15 protein-coding genes are annotated in these 17,797 nt (G+C 53.4%); 7 read left to right on the plus strand and 8 right to left on the minus strand.

Annotation, left to right across the window (positions count from 1 at the left end):
• Window positions 1–177: 177 nt before the first annotated feature.
• From Q0294_RS01715 to Q0294_RS01725, 3 genes are all read right to left on the minus strand, one after another.
• Complete coding sequence (locus Q0294_RS01715) at window positions 178–1,410, minus strand: pitrilysin family protein (protein WP_299460214.1); 1,233 nt, start codon at window positions 1,408–1,410, stop codon at window positions 178–180.
• Window positions 1,397–2,647, minus strand: coding sequence for a pitrilysin family protein (locus tag Q0294_RS01720; protein ID WP_299460217.1), 1,251 nt, complete (start codon window positions 2,645–2,647; stop codon window positions 1,397–1,399). Before Q0294_RS01720 ends, Q0294_RS01715 begins: the two co-directional genes overlap by 14 nt.
• A 179-nt stretch (window positions 2,648–2,826) precedes the next feature.
• Window positions 2,827–3,087, minus strand: a complete 261-nt coding sequence (locus Q0294_RS01725) for a hypothetical protein (protein ID WP_299460219.1) — start codon at window positions 3,085–3,087, stop codon at window positions 2,827–2,829.
• A gap of 28 nt (window positions 3,088–3,115) precedes the next feature.
• Between Q0294_RS01725 and Q0294_RS01730 the strand changes: the two genes are divergently transcribed.
• Complete coding sequence (locus Q0294_RS01730; RefSeq protein ID WP_299460222.1) at window positions 3,116–4,522, plus strand: enolase C-terminal domain-like protein; 1,407 nt, start codon at window positions 3,116–3,118, stop codon at window positions 4,520–4,522.
• Between the two features lie 60 nt (window positions 4,523–4,582).
• Here Q0294_RS01730 and Q0294_RS01735 read toward each other — a convergent pair whose 3' ends face one another.
• Window positions 4,583–5,122, minus strand: coding sequence for a GNAT family N-acetyltransferase (locus Q0294_RS01735; RefSeq protein WP_299460226.1), 540 nt, complete (start codon window positions 5,120–5,122; stop codon window positions 4,583–4,585).
• A gap of 467 nt (window positions 5,123–5,589) precedes the next feature.
• On the opposite strand from Q0294_RS01735, the gene Q0294_RS01740 reads away from it, so the two are divergent.
• Both Q0294_RS01740 and Q0294_RS01745 read left to right on the plus strand, forming a co-directional pair.
• Complete coding sequence (locus tag Q0294_RS01740; protein WP_366917896.1) at window positions 5,590–6,693, plus strand: hypothetical protein; 1,104 nt, start codon at window positions 5,590–5,592, stop codon at window positions 6,691–6,693.
• A gap of 156 nt (window positions 6,694–6,849) precedes the next feature.
• The gene (locus Q0294_RS01745; protein WP_299460232.1) at window positions 6,850–8,286 is read left to right on the plus strand and encodes an aldehyde dehydrogenase family protein; all 1,437 of its coding nucleotides are present in this window, start codon (window positions 6,850–6,852) and stop codon (window positions 8,284–8,286) included.
• Window positions 8,287–8,314: 28 nt separating this feature from the next.
• On the opposite strand, the gene Q0294_RS01750 is transcribed toward Q0294_RS01745, so the two are convergent.
• The 3 genes from Q0294_RS01750 to Q0294_RS01760 form a co-directional block, all read right to left on the minus strand.
• Entirely contained in the window at window positions 8,315–9,370 is a 1,056-nt protein-coding gene (locus Q0294_RS01750) for an alpha/beta fold hydrolase (protein WP_299460235.1), read from the minus strand.
• Window positions 9,371–9,408: 38 nt separating this feature from the next.
• Window positions 9,409–10,137, minus strand: coding sequence for an SDR family oxidoreductase (locus tag Q0294_RS01755; protein ID WP_299460238.1), 729 nt, complete (start codon window positions 10,135–10,137; stop codon window positions 9,409–9,411).
• A gap of 140 nt (window positions 10,138–10,277) precedes the next feature.
• On the minus strand, window positions 10,278–10,703 hold the full coding sequence (locus Q0294_RS01760) for a DUF2784 domain-containing protein (RefSeq protein ID WP_299460240.1): 426 nt from the start codon (window positions 10,701–10,703) through the stop codon (window positions 10,278–10,280).
• A gap of 411 nt (window positions 10,704–11,114) precedes the next feature.
• Here Q0294_RS01760 and Q0294_RS01765 point away from each other — a divergent pair, with 411 nt between their 5' ends.
• The 3 genes from Q0294_RS01765 (at window position 11,115) to Q0294_RS01775 (ending at window position 14,077) form a co-directional block, all read left to right on the plus strand.
• On the plus strand, window positions 11,115–12,113 hold the full coding sequence (locus Q0294_RS01765) for a HAMP domain-containing sensor histidine kinase (RefSeq protein ID WP_299460242.1): 999 nt from the start codon (window positions 11,115–11,117) through the stop codon (window positions 12,111–12,113).
• On the plus strand, window positions 12,110–12,844 hold the full coding sequence (locus Q0294_RS01770) for a response regulator transcription factor (RefSeq protein WP_299460244.1): 735 nt from the start codon (window positions 12,110–12,112) through the stop codon (window positions 12,842–12,844). The genes Q0294_RS01765 and Q0294_RS01770 overlap by 4 nt, the downstream gene beginning before the upstream one ends.
• Before the next feature lie 225 nt (window positions 12,845–13,069).
• On the plus strand, window positions 13,070–14,077 hold the full coding sequence (locus Q0294_RS01775) for a fatty acid desaturase (protein ID WP_299460246.1): 1,008 nt from the start codon (window positions 13,070–13,072) through the stop codon (window positions 14,075–14,077).
• Window positions 14,078–14,657: 580 nt separating this feature from the next.
• On the opposite strand, the gene Q0294_RS01780 is transcribed toward Q0294_RS01775, so the two are convergent.
• Window positions 14,658–15,983, minus strand: a complete 1,326-nt coding sequence (locus Q0294_RS01780; protein ID WP_299460248.1) for an amidase — start codon at window positions 15,981–15,983, stop codon at window positions 14,658–14,660.
• A 421-nt stretch (window positions 15,984–16,404) separates the two neighbouring features.
• On the opposite strand from Q0294_RS01780, the gene dnaX reads away from it, so the two are divergent.
• Window positions 16,405–17,797: DNA polymerase III subunit gamma/tau (gene dnaX / locus Q0294_RS01785; protein WP_299460252.1), on the plus strand; the 1,393-nt coding region annotated here is incomplete at its 3' end.

The raw sequence follows: 17,797 nt of genomic DNA on the forward strand, positions 1-17,797 counted from the left end.
GTCATAGTCCCATTTCGCTGTGGCCCGCATAAAACGGATGTTGCTGATTCTCACGCAGCAGCTCCTTCTATAGAAACAGAGTTTCTTGGAGAAACTCCGTTTCTGGACTGTCCATCGCGCCTGTACGGGCAGGCCCATGTGCCTGCCCCTACTTTTGAGGTTGGTTCGTTTGAACTATTAATCCACCACACTTGTCATCGGCCCTACGGCCGCTGTTGTGCTATACCCCAGCGGGTATTTTTTCAGCAGCTCGCGAATGCCTTCCAGGGTGACGCTGTTGAGGAGTTTCAGGTCGTCGGCGACGGATACGTATTCCTGGCGGTAGACCCAGTTGCCGCCCAGCGATGAGAGGCGGCCCATCGGGCGTTCGCTTCTGAGGACCAGTCGGGAGGCGAGTTTGTTTTTCGCGCGGTCGAGTTCTTCCCGCGTGACGCCGTTCTGGTTCACGTCGTCGTAGATTTCCTGAATCCGTTGCCGGTTACTCTCGGTCAACTCAGGGTCGGAACAGAGGTAGGTCAGCCAGGTGCCGCTGCCGTCGTATTCGTTGTAGCCGAGTTCGGCCGATTCGGCTAAGCCGGTGTCGACCAGTTTCCAGTACAGGCGGCTGTTGGAATCGTCGCCGATAATGATCGCCAGAATCTCGGCCGGCAGACGCAGCAGATTCTGCGCCGCGGGGGCGGGCGCCAGTTGCATGATGTGCTGCTGCTGAATCCCTTTTTCGATGATGATCTGTGCGTGGTCGGCGGGGCTGGCTTCGTCCATCGGGCGCTCCGTTTTCCCGGAGGGCCAGTGGTCGCAGAACTGATGCGCCAGTTCGAGCACCTGATTCCAGTCGGCGTTGCCTGTGATGGCGAGCGTCAGGTTGCCGGCCATGTATTGCTGCGCGTGGTAATCGCGCATCTGTTCGGCGGTGAGATCGGTGATCGACTGCACCGTGCCGAGAATGCTGCGTCCCAGCGGATGCCCTTGGAAATGGGCCTGCATCACTTTTTCATACGCAGTGAAACTGTGCAGATCGTCGTACATGCCGATCTCTTCCAGAATCACTTTTTTCTCCATGTCAAAATCTTCCTGCCTTAAGGTGGGGTAGATCAGCGTGGAGAGCAGTTCCATCGCGGTTTTGAGGTGTTCGGGCAGAAAGGAGCCGTAAAACAGGGTGATCTCTTCGCTGGTGGAGGCGTTGTAGTTGGCGCCGATCTCGTCGAAGATGCGGTTCACATCGTCGGCGGAATATTTTTCGTTGCCCTTAAATGCCATGTGTTCCAGAAAGTGACTGACGCCGGAGACCGCGGCGGTTTCATCACGGGAGCCGGTGCGGACGAAGTAACCAACGGCCACGCTGTGTGCGTTCGGATTCAGTTCGGCGATAATCTGCAGGCCGTTGTTTAATTTCTCTTTATAAAATATCACTGGGAACCTCTAAAGGTTGGGGGCCGATCGTCAGGACGGTGAAATTCGCTGCGGGATGCGCGTGGATATAACCGAGTACGCGGTCGGTCGTCAGTTGCTGGATTTCCTCGTTGATCTGGTCGAGTGTGGTAATGCGTTTGAGATAGTACCAGTCGCGGGCAATCGAAGAGGCACGCGAAGACGTGGATTCCTGCGACATGATCAGCGAACTTTTGGCGCGGGCTTTACAACGTTCGAGTTCGGCTTCTTCAATGCCCTCTCCCAGACGGGTCAGTTCAAACAGCGTGACGTCCAGCGTTTCCTGGGCCCGTTCGGAAGTCGTCCCGGCGTAACACAGGACGCGACCCAGACCGGGCATGCCGGTCAACGAAGCGGAGACGGTGTAACACAGGCCGCGTTTTTCACGAACTTCGGTAAAGAGTCTGGAACTCATGCCGCCGCTCAAAATGCCGACGGCGGCCCAGGCGGCGTAATAGTCTGGATGCCCATACGGAGCCGCGTCGTAGGCGATGCCGAGATGGGTTTGCGTGCTCTCCTGCTCGGTGAAGAACACCTTCTCCTGTTCATAAACCAGTCCGGGTTCTTCCCTGACCGCCGCGAATTCCCAGGAACCGAAGATGTCATCTACCAGTTGCCGGACCTGTTCGAAGTCGACATTGCCGGCGATGCCGATAATCGTTCCATTGGGCTGAAAGCAGGACTGATAGTGCTGCTGGATGTCTTTGATGCTGATATTCGGCAGGTCTGTCAGCTCGCCATCGGTGGGCAGACCCCAGGGGGCCGGAAAGGAACGGCGTTTTAATTCGATGAGTGCTTTCTGCCGCGGATCGTCTTCGACCGAGAGCAAAGCCTGCTCGGCTCCGGCGCGGGAGGCGGCGAACTGATCTTCCGGCAGGTGCGGTGCTTTGAGAATCTCGCCGTAGATTTTTAAGGTTTCGGCTAGTTTTCCTGCCAGCGTGGCGCCGCTGAAGGTGATATGCGCGCTGTTGGCCCCTTCGTGGCTCTGCACGCCCAGGTCATCGAGGGCACAGGATAACTGTCGGCTGTTATAAGGGCCTGCGCCGCGGGTGATCAGATCGGCGAGAATGCTGGCGGTGCCGTGCCGGTTGGTCTGGTCGTAAATGCTGCCGGCGGGAACCATAATGGAAAACGCCGCCGATTGAACATCGTCCATCGTTTCCGTAATCAGCGTCAGGCCGTTCGGATACTGATGCGTCTGAATCAGTTGTTTACCCATGCGGGGTGCAACCTTCCTTCGTGTTTTATGATTTCAGGGTTGTGGATGAGTCGACAGCAGCAGTGCCAACGTCTGCCCCGCGATCCTGTGTTGCGGAGAGACAGAGCACTTCCTGAGAACTCATTCCCAAATTTATCCCTGCGATCTTAGCGATTGGAGAAACGAAATGAAAGTTCGACTCAAAAAGAGGTGGCTTCAACGTAATGACTGGACTTGTATAGAGTTCGGGTGAGCCGAAAGCCGAGGGACCGGTAGACATTGATGGCCGGTTCGTTCTCCGCGGTCACTTCCAGGACGGCGCGTTTGTCACGAACCTCTGCAGCGGCAATAAATGCCAGAAAAAATCGCCAGGCGCTGGACGCATAGGGGGGTGTTGATGTTAAGATGGAGAGCAAAATGGTTCTGGAAGCGTTCCACGTTCCATTTAAGTGAACCCACATGGGAAATCCCGGACAAAGGAATCATCTGGTGCGAGCACAGAACAAGTCGATAGCAGTGAACCGAATCTCCCGAAGAAATTTCCTGGGCACAAGTCTCGCCGGAGCGGCTGGTACGGGAATTCTGGCTCTGATTTCCCACTCTGTGCAGGCTGCAGAAAAAAAAGCAGCACAGAAACATTTACGCATCGAACGCATCGAGCGCACCACGGTGAAAGTTCCCTTTCGGGAAGTGCCTGCCCGGAACATGGCACGCGAATTACCGCATTGGGAGTATACCGAAATTGTCGAAGTGCATTTGAAATCGGGCCATGTCGGCTTCGGTGAGACGCTGCTTTATTACACCTGGAATGCCACTTCCGACGAGGCCGTCCAACGGGCGCAAGGCAAGAATGCCGCCGCATTGATGTGGGATGATGACCTCGGAGCCGGTCTGCAGATGGCGCTCTTCGATGCGGTCGCGAAAGCAGCCGAGGTTCCCGTGCATGCCTTGCTGGGCGAGAAGATTTATGAGAAGACCCCACTCTCCTGGTGGAACATCGACACTTCAGTCAAGGATATGGCTTTGGAATGTGCCGAGGCTTACAAGCAAGGCTACATGTCCTACAAAACCAAAGGCCGTCCGTGGTTCGATGTCTGGGCTCAACTCGAAGAGGCGAGCAAAGTGGTTCCCGAGAACTTCAAAATCGACATGGACTTCAACGATACGTTACTCGACGCAGAGCGTGCGATTCCGATTCTGAAAGACCTGGCCAAGTACCCGCAGGTCGATATTTTTGAGTCGCCGATCTTTCAGGACGACGTCGCCGGAAACAAAAAGTTGATGGCGGCCACCGATGTGAACATCGCCATGCATTATGGGACACCAGAGCCTTTGATTACGATTCGCGAAAACATCTGCGATGGTTTCGTGATTGGTCACGGAGCGAGTGAGCTGATGGCTGCGGGAGCGGTCGCAGCGATGGCGGATAAACCGTTCTGGTTGCAATTAGTCGGCACGGGAATTACCGCTGCCTTCTCGCTGCATTTCGGCGCCGTCCTGAGCCATGCGACATGGCCGGCTGTGAATTGCCACCAGCTTTATCAACACAATCTGTTGACCGAACCGATTGTCGTCAAAGACGGATTCGCCAAAATCCCGGAGAAGCCGGGGCTGGGTTATGAGCTGGATCGCGATCTGATTGAAAAACTCCGCGTCAAAAAACCGGCCGCCCGCCCGGAACCACCTCGCTTAATCGAAACGACATGGAAAGACGGACGGAAGATGTATTTCGGCAATACGGGCGAAGTGAATTTCGTCCTCAACCCGGCCCGCGACGGAAATGTGCCCTTCTTCGAACGAGGCGTCGATACGCGTCTGGTTCCCAACGATGGTTCCAAAGAATGGAAAGCGCTGTACCACAAAGCGAACCGTCAACCGTTATTGATCAAAGGGTAAGACGAAGCGGAAAAGCAGCTGCAACGAGGGTACGTTCACAATCTCGCGGAGGATCCCTGCTTAAAAAGAGGGAGCTTCCACGTAATGGCTGGGTTTGTAGAGAGTTCGGGTGAGCCGAAAGCCGATCGATCGATAGAGGTTGATCGCGGGTTCGTTATCCGCAGTCACTTCGAGATAGGCGCGTCGCATGCCTGCTTCCCGGAAGCCGATCATACATTTCGTCACCAGTGCCCGACCTAAGCCGATGCCCCGATGTTTGGGGGTGATGCCGACATTCTGGACCGCGCCCATGATGCGACTGGGGATAATGGCCTGGATGGTTCCGCAATCGACGGCGTCGTCATTGCCGGTGCCGTCCCAGGTAATCAGCCAGGTGCCCGAAGGCAGAAAGTTGCGCTGTTGCGAAATATCATGCATCAGTCTGCGACAGCCATCAATGTCACCCAGACAGGGAAAAACGCGTGCATCCATCTCGGAGCGGAAGCTGTGATATTTGGCAACCGCGTGCCGATCGACGGTGGAGAGTTCCCAGGGACACCAGCGATAGCCGCTGGGGAGTGGTGTCTCCTCCAGTTTGGCTCTGTCTAATTCGATTTCCATTCGAAATCGACGAAAATAAGTATCGGTGAAATCCATGAGGGACTCGCAGAAAACGAGGAGTCGAACTGAAATGCCGGCTTACCAGCAGAATACCTAATTTTACCATACTCTATACTACTGTCAATCTGGAGAGACAGGTTGAGTGGGAATCGGACTATTTTCTTTACGAAACGGGAGCATCGTGTCTGATGTAAGCGATTCGAGTAGTACACGCAATTTGCTCAAAATGCCGATTACGGCCTTGTTACCGCACGAATTTCGAGATTTGATTTTATTTCGGCCTGCTTTCGCTCAAGCGGGGCCTGATTCCAGGTGCGAGACCGGATTGCCGCCTTCTCCAATAGTGGTTGACTGACTTAGTTGAAAAACAATCCAAAAGCTCTAAAATGAGTTTTGAATACATGATCCCCGGCGAACATGCGATTTTCCCTGCCACTATTCCTTCCCTGTTTGGAGTGAGTCTCACAGTGACCGACAACAACAACCTTGACGAATTAGTAAAACAGAATCAGGAAGCACTTGATGCGCATACCCGCGAGTCTGTTCAGTGGCACTTCAATCCGGAAACCGGTTCCCCCTATTGGCTGGAAAAAGCCAAGTCGCTGGATTTCAATCCGCTGACCGATGTGAACTGTTTCGAAGACTTGAACAAGTTTCCGTTGTTCGAAGACGATGAACTGCGTGGCGGACCGGTCAGCCGCTGGATTCCCAAAGCACTGGTCGGCAAGCCGACGTATGTGTTTGAAACCGGGGGCACGACGGGCATTCCCAAGTCGCGCGTGGTGATCGACGATTTCCGGATCGACTATGAAAATTTCAGCGAGACCCTGCCCGACGAATATTTCCCCAAAGGTTCGAACTGGCTGATGCTGGGCCCTTCCGGTCCGCGTCGTCTGCGTCTGGCTGTGGAGCATATGGCCCAATATCGGGGCGGGATTTCGTTCTGCGTCGACCTGGACCCGCGCTGGGTGGTCAAGCTGATCAAAAAAGGCAAGATCGACGAAGTTAAAGAATACAGTGCGCACGTGATTGATCAGGCGATGGCGATTTTAGGAGCCGGCCACGAGATTAAATGCATGTTTACGACGCCGAAACTGCTCGAAGCGCTGGCCATGCGACTGATGGATGAAGGTTCCAGCATCGAAGAATCCGGCATCACCGGCATCTTCTGCGGCGGAACCGAATTCACGCAGCAATGGTATCGCTTCGCCCGCGAGGAGCTGCTGGGCGAGAACGTTTACATCACGCCGACCTACGGCAATACGCTGATGGGTCTGGCCTGCGGTCGCCCCTTTGATCCGGCCGATGATTATAAAATTACGTATTACGCCCCGCAGCCCCGTGCCGTGATTCGTGTCGTCGATTTCGATGACCACACGAAAGTCGTCCCTTACGGCGAGACGGGACGCGTGAAACTGTTCACAATGACCAAAGAGTTGTTTATTCCCGGTTTCCTCGAAAGAGACGAAGGCGAACGCGAAGTGCCGCACGTGAAATATCCGTGGGATGGTGTGAGTGGCGTGCGTCCGTTCCATGAGATTGCCGCTTCGACCACCGTGGGCGTTTATTAATCAACTCGTTTTCAGGCTCGCTCGCGGGGTTGAATTTGTCGTCGGTTGATCCGACTGTGAATGATAATGCCCCGCGTGTTTTTTTAGATCTGATCCATTTTGCCTTGATGCGAGATCATCGACAGATTCGCATTCGCTTCATAAAGGAACGCTGCCGTGTTGGAAATACCTGTAATTCGCTGGGGAAAACCTTACGAAAGTTTTGATCAACAGGAAGTCGTTCATTTTGAAACGGGCGAGCCTTTAGCCAAGGTGCATCAGGCCAATGCCGGTCTCGTGAAAATGGACATGCGCAAGGCACAGCGGGCCCGCGATCTGCTGCGGGAAATTCCGATTTCAAAACTGCTGGAGATCTGCAAAAAAGCAGCCGACCTCTACATGACGGCGAAACTGCCGCTGGGCAACGGGACGCAGACTCCCGAAGAGTTCTGTCGGATTCAATCGGCCAGCACCGGGATGCCGGAATGGATGTGTGCGGGCAATATGAAAAAAGTGGCGTTCGTGCTGGAGCACATGGATGGAATCCTCGATTCGTTAACCCGCGGCCTGCCTCTGGATATTCTCACCAGGGGTTACGGCATGGAAGAACGCGGCGTGATGATGAGTTATCAGGCGCATTCCCCCGTGCTGGGGCTCGTGCTGCCTTCAAACTCCCCCGGCGTGCATACACTGTGGATGCCGATTCTGCCGATGCAGATTGGCCTCGTCTTAAAGCCGGGATCGTCGGAACCGTGGACCCCTTATCGCATGACCGAAGCGTTCTGCCAGGCCGGTATTCCCCGCGAATGTATTTCGGTTTATCCCGGTCCGCACGATGTCGGTTCGACGGTCACGGAACTCTGCGGGCGGGTGATGTTGTTCGGCGGTCAGCAGACGATTGATAAATATAAAGGTAACCCGAACGTGCAGGCACACGGGCCCGGCTTCAGTAAGATTCTGCTAGGCGACGATGTCGTCGACCGCTGGGAAGATTATCTGGATCTGCTGGTCGACAGTATTTTCCAGAACGGCGGCCGCAGTTGTATTAACGCCTCGGGCATCTGGGCGTCTCGTCATACCGAAGCGATTGCCGACGCGATTGCCAAACGCATCGGACCTGTCGGACCAACTTCAATGACCGACCCTGAAGCCCCGCTGGCCGCCTTCACTATGACGGGAGCCGCCAAAGCGATGAACGGGCAGATTGAAGCCGGCTTGAGCGAGCCCGGCGTGACGGAAGTTACCGCGAAATACCGGGATGGCGAGCGGCTGATTGAACTCGAACGCTGCGATTATCTCCGGCCGACCATCGTGCATTGTGCGAACCCCGATGCCACGCTGGCGAATACGGAATACATGTTTCCGATGGCGTCGGTCGTGCAATGCGACCAGAAGGATATGTTGAAGAAAATTGGTCCGACGCTGGTTTGTACGGCGATTACGGAGGACGCACAATGGTCACAGCAGCTGCTGGATGCGACTCAGATTGACCGGCTCAACATCGGCCCGATCAAGACCAACGCGTTGAACTGGCTGCAGCCGCACGAAGGGAATATCGTTGAGTTCCTGTTCCGTGCGCGTGCGTTCCAGAATGAATCGCCGGCTGCTCATTAAGACGGCTCGTGTTTTTTCGCTCGTACAATCAGGCTGATTGTGCGAGCGGTTCGCGGGTGCTTTCCCGAATATAGTTGGCCAGGCCTTCCGGAGAATCCGAAAGCATCCAGTCAATGATCCGCCAGTCCGACCAGCGTGCATCCGGGTCGATCGAGGGGGCGCCAATGAAGCCCAGGTGACCGCCGTGTTTGGTAACATGCAGGGTTACCTTGCTGTGGTCTGACAGGTTCTCCTGAATTTCGGAGTAGGTCACGACCGGAACCAGGGGATCGTCGTGTGATGTGACGATCAATGTGGGAACATTGATGTGTTTGACGACTTCCGCGGGACTGCATTGCTCGTAATAGTCTTCAGCCGATTCGTATCCGACGAGGGGCGCAGTAAACTGGTCATCAAAATCACGCATGTTCTTGGGATAATTCTCCCCGGAAACTTTATGCGTGTGTTCGTTGAGATGATGCGAGGTGCGGATATGCTTCGTCAGATTGCTGATGAAGTGGCGCTGGTAATGTCCGAAGAGAGGTTTGCCGAACATCTGAACGCTTTCGGATAACCGGATGGGCGGATTGAGCACAAAGGCCCGGTCCACCATGTCGGAGACTTCCCGGTGCCGACCCAGGTAATTCAAGGTAATCGTACCCCCCAGCGAAAAGCCGGCGATGCCGATGGGAGAACCGGGGCACAAAAACTCAACGCGTTCGAGGGCGACTTGTAAATCGAGAAAGCTGCCGGCGTGATACGGGGTTTTTGCCAGGCCGGTCCCTGCCCCGCAGCCGCGCAGGTCCATGCGAAACACGCGGACCCCTCTCTGGTTCAGCTTGTGTGCCAGACGGATCATGTAGGAACTGCGATGGCATCCCGAAAGTCCGTGCAGCAGGATCACGACGCGGTCTTGCGGATTCCAGCTTTCGGGGCAATCGTCGTGCAGAATCAAGAGATCATTATCGTGCAGGCGACAGCTATGCTGTTCGGCCTGATAGGCGACTTTGATGCGAGAGTGAAACTGTCCCATAATCGTCTGGAGATGCGCATTCCGATAGAACCGATGCGGTATAAACGGCGGAAATACAAAGTCGCTCTTCATTACGTATTGTCCTGCAGGACGTTCGCTATCGATGCTGATTAAACAAACGCGGCTGTTGTGGGCTTAATTGTCAAATCAGACACGTGAGCACGAGGTGGTAGCTGACAAATCATCAAAACGGCGGCAGCAACATCTTCGGGCTGTAGAATCTTGGCGCGATGTTCTTTGCTGACGGGCACCGGTCGATCATCCAGGATCGGAGTTTCCACTTCACCCGGATAAATTGTGGAGATACGAATGCCACGATCTTTCTCTTCCTGAGCGACCGTTGTACCCAGCGCAGTTAACGCAAACTTTGAGGCATTATACGCAACTCCGCCTAACAGGGCAGCCCGAATTCCCGAAACAGAACAGATATTAATAATCAGGCCATCCCGGCGCTCTCGCATTTGAGGCAGTACCGCCTGCATGCAGTTGAAAGCCCCGGTCGCATTCACGTTCATCAGGCGGTCCCAGTCTTCAGGCGAGACGACTTCCATTGATCGATTGCGACAATTGACGCCGGCACAATGGACGAGAATGTCGATGTGACCTGCTTTGTCGGCGGCCCAGTTGAAAAACGTCGCGACACTCTCCCGGTCTGCGACGTCCAATACGTGATAATCGATTTTGCCTTCCGCCTGCGCGGCGAGTTTTTCCAGCGGTTCGAGCCGTCTGCCACCAATCAACACATTGGCGCCCGCCTTGACCAGGCTCAAAGCACAGGCTGCTCCAATGCCTGTCCCTCCCCCGGTTACCACGACGTTTTTATTCTCTAATCCCGGCATGATTGTATTTCTCTATCTGATTTCAGTAATGTGGGTTACGCATTGTCTGGATGCGAGTATAGGACTTACCCGGATTTTACGAAATAGAGAAAAGAAAGGAAATGAGGTTCTCGCGGAAATGGGACTGAAATTCAGACTTCTTATTCGGCGATTTGTTCAGGTTTTCTGCGTGGAGGCGCTAGAAAAAAGGTGATCAGCACCAGGAGGCCGAACAGGGCGTAGCAGACCGTAAAAACCCAGGGTTCCGCCGTCATGAAAAGCGCGTCATGGACCCAGGTGGCGATAAAATCTCCCTGATAACTGGCTTGCCCTACTTTGTCTCTCAGCCATTTTTCCAGAGTCGTTAAAGGACATTCGATTCCCGCCAGCGATTCCAGCACGACAAACAGAATCGAGGCCAGATGAATCACCCGGAATTTAAAATTGCGAACCCAACTCCAGCCTGCCAGAACTCCAACGGTGATTAAGATTTGTCCCAATAACACAAACAACACAAAGGCGAAATGCAGGACAACTGTAAAGTCTGCACCCAGGCGATAGAGAAATTGTGTGTCGTGAAAATTCATCTCATGGTCCTGAGGCATAAATCGAAAGGAAAGAGCCTGGTTCATTTTCACCGGATGACTGTGATGGAACGGCCCTCTTTGAGAGGCATCAAAGGGGCAAAATATTCCTGAAAATGAGAATTCATTCGGAAAAAATCAGAGGCATGCCCATCAGAAATGAATGCCAAAGATCGGGATTTCAGGTAGAGAGACCTTTTTCGCAGTGGTTCCGGAAATTGAAGTTCGCATGATTCGCCGCTTTGTTCATACACCCCTTGTTGATGATTCGATATACTGAGAGAGTTGAAAAAAAACGGAGGTTTTGTTTATTTACGGTCAGACCAGCAAAGAGGGAATGCCTCTGCGGTGTGTTAAGACCTGAGATGAACTCCCGTCGCTCAGCAGAATGACTTAACCAGCAAGGAAAATTTGATGTCATCTACGGGACATCAGCAACTCGATGATCAATCACAGGAAGGGGTTCCTGCAGCAGGGGCGCAGACCAATCATCGGACCGCCTCACAGTTGATGCGCAAAGTGCGCAGAGGTCGTTTACGCCTGCCGATCACGTTGAGTGTGATTCTGATGGTCATGAACGTCGCGTTGATGGTTTTCTGGATCATTCTGGCGGCGCAAATTTACTGGTGGACTGCATTAGCGATCGGCACGGCTGTATTTGTGTTGATTCTGGTCGGGTTGTCTTTATATCTGGTGCTGACGATCAAGGAAGTCCGCCTGAGTCAACGGCAGTCTGATTTTATCGACAGTGTGACACATGAATTAAAGACGCCGCTTGCCACGCTCCGGCTGTATCTGGAAACGCTGCAGATGCGTACGCTTTCTGATGAAAAGCGGGTCGAATTTTATGCGACGATGAAAACCGAACTGGAACGGCTGGACCATCTGATTTCCCAGTTGCTCGAAGTCAAACGCCTGGACGCGCTGGGCATGGAAACAGACCCGGAAGATATTCTGCTGGAGCCTTTAATCAGGCATTGTGCACGTGTGGAATGCAATCGACGGCAACTGGAAGTCGATCAGATTTTCGAGTTCGATTTTGAGCCGGCAGTGATTCACACGCGGCGGATTTTACTGGAAATGATCTTTCGGAATGTGATCGACAACGCGATCAAATATGGCGGCGTTGAACCTCGCATTCTGATTCAGATTCGGGTCAGCAACGGGGGGCGTGTGATCACGCGCGTGATGGATAATGGTGAAGGCGTTGATCCTGAGATCCGCAAGGAGATCTTCAAGATCTTTTTCCGCGGCGAAAGTGAACTCGAACGACGGAAAACGGGGACCGGCCTGGGATTGTATATTGTGCGGACTCTGGTGCATCTGCTGGGAGGCAAAGTGACCGTTCATGATCGACTGGATCAGCCCGGCAGCGTGTTTGCCATTGATTTACCGGGGAGAGCCGAAACATGAAGTTGCTGGTGGTCGAAGATGAAAAATCGCTTGCGCAGGGGTTGAAATTTAATTTCGAACAGGAAGGTTATACCGTTCTGACAGCGGAAGATGGCCCGACTGCGCTCCAGTATTTTCGGGAGTGTTATGAAACAGACCGGGACAATATTGATCTCGTGGTTCTGGATCTGATGCTGCCCGGGATGAGCGGCTATGAAATTGCCAAGGAGATACGCAGAATCGATGAAGTCGTTCCGATTCTGGTGCTCAGCGCCCGGGAGCTGAGTGAAGACAAGGCGTATGCGTTTGACTGCGGCACCGATCAGTACATGACGAAACCGTTTGCGCTGCCTGAACTGCTCAGCCGCGTCAAGAATCTGCTGAAGCGGAAAAGTGTGGTTCGACCAGCTCCGGTCGCGACCAGAAAACTGCCGGCCTTCTATCATTTTGGCAATGTGACAGTCGACTTTGAAGCGTTTGAAGTCGAGGTGGACGGGGAACGTAAAAGCCTGACAAACCTGGAATTACGACTGCTGAAATATTTCATCGAACATGAAGGCATGGTGTTGACGCGCAGCCAGATTCTGGATGATGTCTGGGGCGAACAATCAGCTTTCGTGACAACACGCACCATCGACAATTTTGTGCTGCGATTACGCAAGCTGGTCGAGAGTAATCCTGCCGAACCTGTACATATCGTTTCCGTACGCGGCGCCGGTTATCGCTTCATGCCGGAAGAGGGGGCAGAGTAGTTTTGTGAACAAGTGTGGTATTTCTTAACTTGTTTTTGTGAGAAATACCTAAAAGTGCAAACTATTTTTCACTTTGACACAACTTTGACAATTCTATGACCTTTACCAGACACCAGATTCCGATCTCATGGTTAGAATTCCGCTGAAGTGTGGGGATCAGGAAATCAAATCCGGATTCCTGCTAGTGAATTATTCAGGGCACCTAACGATACGATGAGGGACATTATGGCGAGTGTCATTCTTGAACAACCAGCTGAGAAAAAATCAGCTTTGTCATCTCAGGCCACGAAATCAAAAAAACGCGAAGAGCGTGAGCAGCTGATTGCCAAATATCATAAAGAAAATTTGCACTGGGGCAATGTGGACTGGGTGGTCCTGGTCTGGATGGCCGGGATTCACATCGGTGCCGTGGCTGCTTTGTTCTTCATCTCCTGGCAGGCCATTGTAACCTGTCTGGTACTGCACTGGGCAACCGCCAGTATTGGCATCTGCCTGGGGTATCACAGATACCTGTCGCACAAATCCTTTAAACTCAGAGCACCGGCAGAATTCTTTGTCTTGCTCTGCGGAGTGCTTTCCGGCGAAGGTTCCCCTTTGACGTGGGCTGCCACTCACCGTCTGCATCACCAGAAATCAGACAAAGTCGGCGATCCCCACTCCCCTTTTGAAGGGACCTGGTGGTCTCACCTGCTGTGGTTGTTCGTCTATCGGAGTAAAGAAATCAACGATAAGTTTGCTGAGCACTATATTCCCGACTTTAAAGACCGTCCGATGATTCAGTTCTTCGAAAAGACCTATCCTCTCTGGTTGATTGGTTCCGGTTTTGCCATGTACGGAATCGGCTATGTCATGGGTGGAAACTATATGGGCTGGTCAATGCTGCTCTGGGGCCTGTGTGCCCGGATGGCCTTTGTTTACAACTCAACCTGGTTCGTGAACTCCGCGACTCACTTGTGGGGTTATCGGAATTACGAAACGACAGACCAGTCCAAGAATCTCTGGTGGGTTGCCATCGTTGCTTACGGCGAAGGCTGGCACAACAACCACCACGCTCATCCGTCTGTAGCACCCGCCGGTCACCGGAAATGGGAAATTGATATCACCTGGTGGTCGATCAGACTGCTGCGGGCCTTAGGCCTGGCATATGATGTCAACGATCGCATTCCTCAGAAAGGCGCAGAGCCGGAAGTCGATCCGGAACCCGGCAAAAACGGGATCCTCGTCTCCAAGTAATCTGATCTGCAAAATGAAATATCCAAGCCATGACCGGTGAAAGCCAGTCATGGCTTTTTTTGTTGCCTTCAATGAACCATGGGATAGTTTCGTGTGTTTTCGTGTTTTTCATGGTAGAAATTCATTCCCGTCGCGAACTTTTTTTTGAATATCATGCCGAATACCGGATAGGCTTGCCGTGTGCCACGGCCCGGCTTGTCCGACGGTGCTGGTTCGATAACAGAGAAACAGTTCCAACCTGTGTTGCGGTAGGGAGCGGATCCATGTGTCCCTCCGCCTGTCGAGTGGAGAATTATTTTCACAAATAGAATGGAACGGAAACAACTCCGGATGTAAACAGACAATCTACCTCAATACCACGAGTCGCCACATAGGAGAGCCCCAGTATTGGGTATTGCGCGAGGGTTCTCTCGAGCACTCTTGACAAGCCAACTGTACCAGATAATACGTGTTTTATAGTGTTAAATGAGCGGTACGGCGCTAGCCGCCGGTAGAGCGTTGGCTACGATTTCGTATACCGGTGGCTAGCGCCATTCCGCTCACTTTGATGGGATTCATCAAACAACACGTGCGCTTTTCTTTACGAAATCTGTTCCAGATATCCGGGGCGCAAAACGTCTTCGCACCATTGCGCGGCTAATAACAGATCGTCGAATTTGTCGGGGTGGCCTGTGATTTGAATCGCGAGCGGCAGACCTGTTTCTGTAACGGCGACCGGGATGGAAAGGGTCGGGAAACCAGTCATGCTCCAGGGGGCATTCATGCCGGGATTGCCGGTAGTGGTGATGTCGGGGGCGGGACCTAAGGTGGCGGGGGAAATCAGGATTTCCGCACGGGCGAAGCACCGCCGTGTGATTTGTCCAATCAGATTTTGATAGTCCAGACAGGCGGCATAGCGTTCCTGGGAGAGTTCCCTGCCCGCGTCGAGAACCTGGCTGATGGCGGGGCCGTAGAATTCCCTGTTCTGTTCGTAGTCTTCGCCCATATTCTGTACCATTTCAAATTGCATCAGATCCCTATGATATTCCAGGATCGATTCAAATTCCGTCGGCAGCGGGCAATCTCTAATGGGGGCACCGGCGGTTTCCAGTTTCGTCCGGACTGTTTTGAGTGCCTGTTGCATTGAGGCATCTGCCCTGCCCTCAAAGAAGTCTGTCAGCCAGCCAATGCGGGGCGCGTCGGTGACCGGTTCAATTAACAGCGGCAGATAGGTGGCTTGGTCTGTCATGCCGTCCAGCAAAATGACCAGATCCACGATGGAATGTGCGAGAGGGCCGACATGATCCAGGTGCTTAGACAGTAGAATTACCCCTTTGCGATCCACCATACCGAACGTTGGTTTCAGGCCGGCGACGCCGCAGAAGGAAGCGGGTCTGATGATGGAGCCGCCAGTCTGCGTTCCGACGGCGGCCAGACACATGCCGGCGGCGACGGCAGCGGCAGACCCGCTGGAAGAGCCGCCGGGCGTGTGTGCCTGGTTCCACGGGTTGAGTGTGGGCGGAGGATCGAAGCAGGCTAATTGTGTGGTTTCGGTTTTGCCGGGGAAGATGGCCCCTTCCAGACGCAGATTTTCGACGATGGTCGCATCCTGGGCCGCCGGCGTCTGATCGCGGCTCTCTAAACCGCCGCGGGTCGGCATGCCTTTGACATCGATAATGTCTTTGATGCCGACCGGAATGCCATGCAGCGGGCCTCTCCAGCGTCCCTGTTGCAACTCCTGGTCCAGCGCGTCGGCCTGCTGAAAGGCGGCGTCGCGATCAAGGTGTGCCCAGGCGTGCAGAACCGGTTCCTTTTTCTCAATATTTTCAAAGCAGCTTTCCAGGAGTGAGCGGCAGGAGAGTTCACGGACTTTGATCGCCTGTTGGACGCGGGCGATGGTCTGGGGGGGCGTGTGGAACAGATTCATAATCGGTTTCTGATGTTTGAGTTGGGATTATTACAGTATTTTGCGATTTTCGACGATTCGCGACCGGAAATCAAATGGCAGTGGGTTGACGCTTGGAAAATTAGCTTCATAATGCATGGTTCAAGCGTTGAATCGCTATCTATCAGGGGGCGAGAAGCTGTCTCCGAGTATGGTGGGGTAGTCGTTGACCGGGTCAGATCTTAACCGAAGCAGCCCACAATGGTTTATTCCAGGTATACGAGGAGGCAGCTTCACGCCCCTTTTTTTATATCGACAGATTCGAGTCTCTGATGCAAATCGAGTACACTCTCTCACTGGATAAACAGACCAGAGTCACTTATTCTTAGTGGTTGTGCAATCGAAAGATTGTCGTTTGTCGGTCCTGTTCGCATCTTTCTGATTCCGTCATCTGAAAACAAACATGTCAAATAAATCGATACAGTATACCGTGTTAGCCCGCCGATTCCGGCCTCAGAATTTCTCGGAAGTGGTCGGGCAGGAAATGGTGGCCAAAGCGCTGCAGAATGCCATCCGCTCCGATCGGGTGGCCCATGCCTATTTATTTACCGGTGCGCGGGGCGTGGGGAAAACGTCCATGGCCCGGATTCTGGCGAAAGCCTTGAACTGCCCGAACAGTCAGGACGGGATTCCCTGCGGGGAGTGTGAAGTCTGCCAGAATATTGCCGTTGGCAGTGATGTGGATGTGCTGGAAATCGACGGTGCTTCGAATCGCGGGATTGATGATATCCGTTCGCTGCGAGCCAATGTGAACGTGAGGTCGATGCGATCGAAGTACAAGATTTATATCATCGACGAAGTTCATATGTTGACCAAAGAGGCGTTCAATGCGTTATTGAAGACGCTGGAAGAGCCGCCTCCGAATGTGAAGTTTATTTTCTGTACCACAGAACCCAATAAGCTGCCTGATACGATCCTGTCCCGCTGCCAGCGATTTGATTTCGGGTACATTGAAGAGGCGAGTATTGGCAATCGCCTGAAACAGATTGCCGAAGCGGAACAGGTGAGCGTCGCTGATGAAGCCATCCAGCTTGTGGCCCGCCGGGCCGGCGGATCCATGCGGGACAGCCAGTCGATTTTTGATCAATTGCTCTCATTCGGCGAGTCGCATCTGACGGCGGAAAGTGTGCACCGGATTCTGGGGACTGCCAGTGATGAGCGTCTGATTGAGTTAATCGATGCCTTGATCGAGCGGAAACGGGACGTGGCGCTTTCTCTGTTTGATGCGGCTCTGAATGGCGGCGTGCAGTTAAATGAATTTGTGGATCAGTTGCTGAATTATCTGCGTGATTTATCTGTGGTTGCCACGGGTGCCAATGAGGTCACCCTGCTGGCGATTTCCGAAATCAATCGGGACAGTTTGCAGAGACAGGCCCGGATCTGGGGGATTCAGACCTGTCTGGCCGCATTTCAGATTCTCAATGAAGCACGCAATAAGATGTTTCGCGCCAGTCATGGCCGTGCCCTGGTCGAATTGGCGCTGATTCGGATTTCTCTGCTGGAAGATCTGGATCAGTTATGTGCGTTTCTCTCCTCCGGCGGGCAGCTGCCGGCTGTCCCCTTGCCGACCAGACCATCGGCGCCACCTCTGCCTGCACTACAAAATCCTGCTGGTTCAGTTGCGGCTGTTTCCTCCGCTCCGTCTGCGACTGAAGCAACCTCCGATCAAAAAAAAATTGAAAAAAAAAATGATAATCAACCGATTGTAGCGCAAAATTCAGTTGAAAGCCCTGCTTCTACCGAGCAAATCATCCCGTTTCGTGCCGGGATGGAAAGTTTATTATTGTCGCAACTTG

Source organism: uncultured Gimesia sp., from assembly GCF_937919775.1.
GTDB lineage: Bacteria > Planctomycetota > Planctomycetia > Planctomycetales > Planctomycetaceae > Gimesia.

What these genes read in the sequence shown, in the direction of transcription:
- Q0294_RS01735 (WP_299460226.1), bottom strand. Translation starts at nt 5,122, where the DNA reads ATGGAAATCGAATTAGACAGAGCCAAACTGGAGGAGACACCACTCCCC.
- Q0294_RS01780 (WP_299460248.1), bottom strand. Translation starts at nt 15,983, where the DNA reads ATGAATCTGTTCCACACGCCCCCCCAGACCATCGCCCGCGTCCAACAG.
- Q0294_RS01765 (WP_299460242.1), top strand. Translation starts at nt 11,115, where the DNA reads ATGTCATCTACGGGACATCAGCAACTCGATGATCAATCACAGGAAGGG.
- Q0294_RS01720 (WP_299460217.1), bottom strand. Translation starts at nt 2,647, where the DNA reads ATGGGTAAACAACTGATTCAGACGCATCAGTATCCGAACGGCCTGACG.
- Q0294_RS01770 (WP_299460244.1), top strand. Translation starts at nt 12,110, where the DNA reads ATGAAGTTGCTGGTGGTCGAAGATGAAAAATCGCTTGCGCAGGGGTTG.
- Q0294_RS01725 (WP_299460219.1), bottom strand. Translation starts at nt 3,087, where the DNA reads ATGTGGGTTCACTTAAATGGAACGTGGAACGCTTCCAGAACCATTTTG.
- Q0294_RS01760 (WP_299460240.1), bottom strand. Translation starts at nt 10,703, where the DNA reads ATGAATTTTCACGACACACAATTTCTCTATCGCCTGGGTGCAGACTTT.
- Q0294_RS01750 (WP_299460235.1), bottom strand. Translation starts at nt 9,370, where the DNA reads ATGAAGAGCGACTTTGTATTTCCGCCGTTTATACCGCATCGGTTCTAT.
- Q0294_RS01755 (WP_299460238.1), bottom strand. Translation starts at nt 10,137, where the DNA reads ATGCCGGGATTAGAGAATAAAAACGTCGTGGTAACCGGGGGAGGGACA.
- Q0294_RS01775 (WP_299460246.1), top strand. Translation starts at nt 13,070, where the DNA reads ATGGCGAGTGTCATTCTTGAACAACCAGCTGAGAAAAAATCAGCTTTG.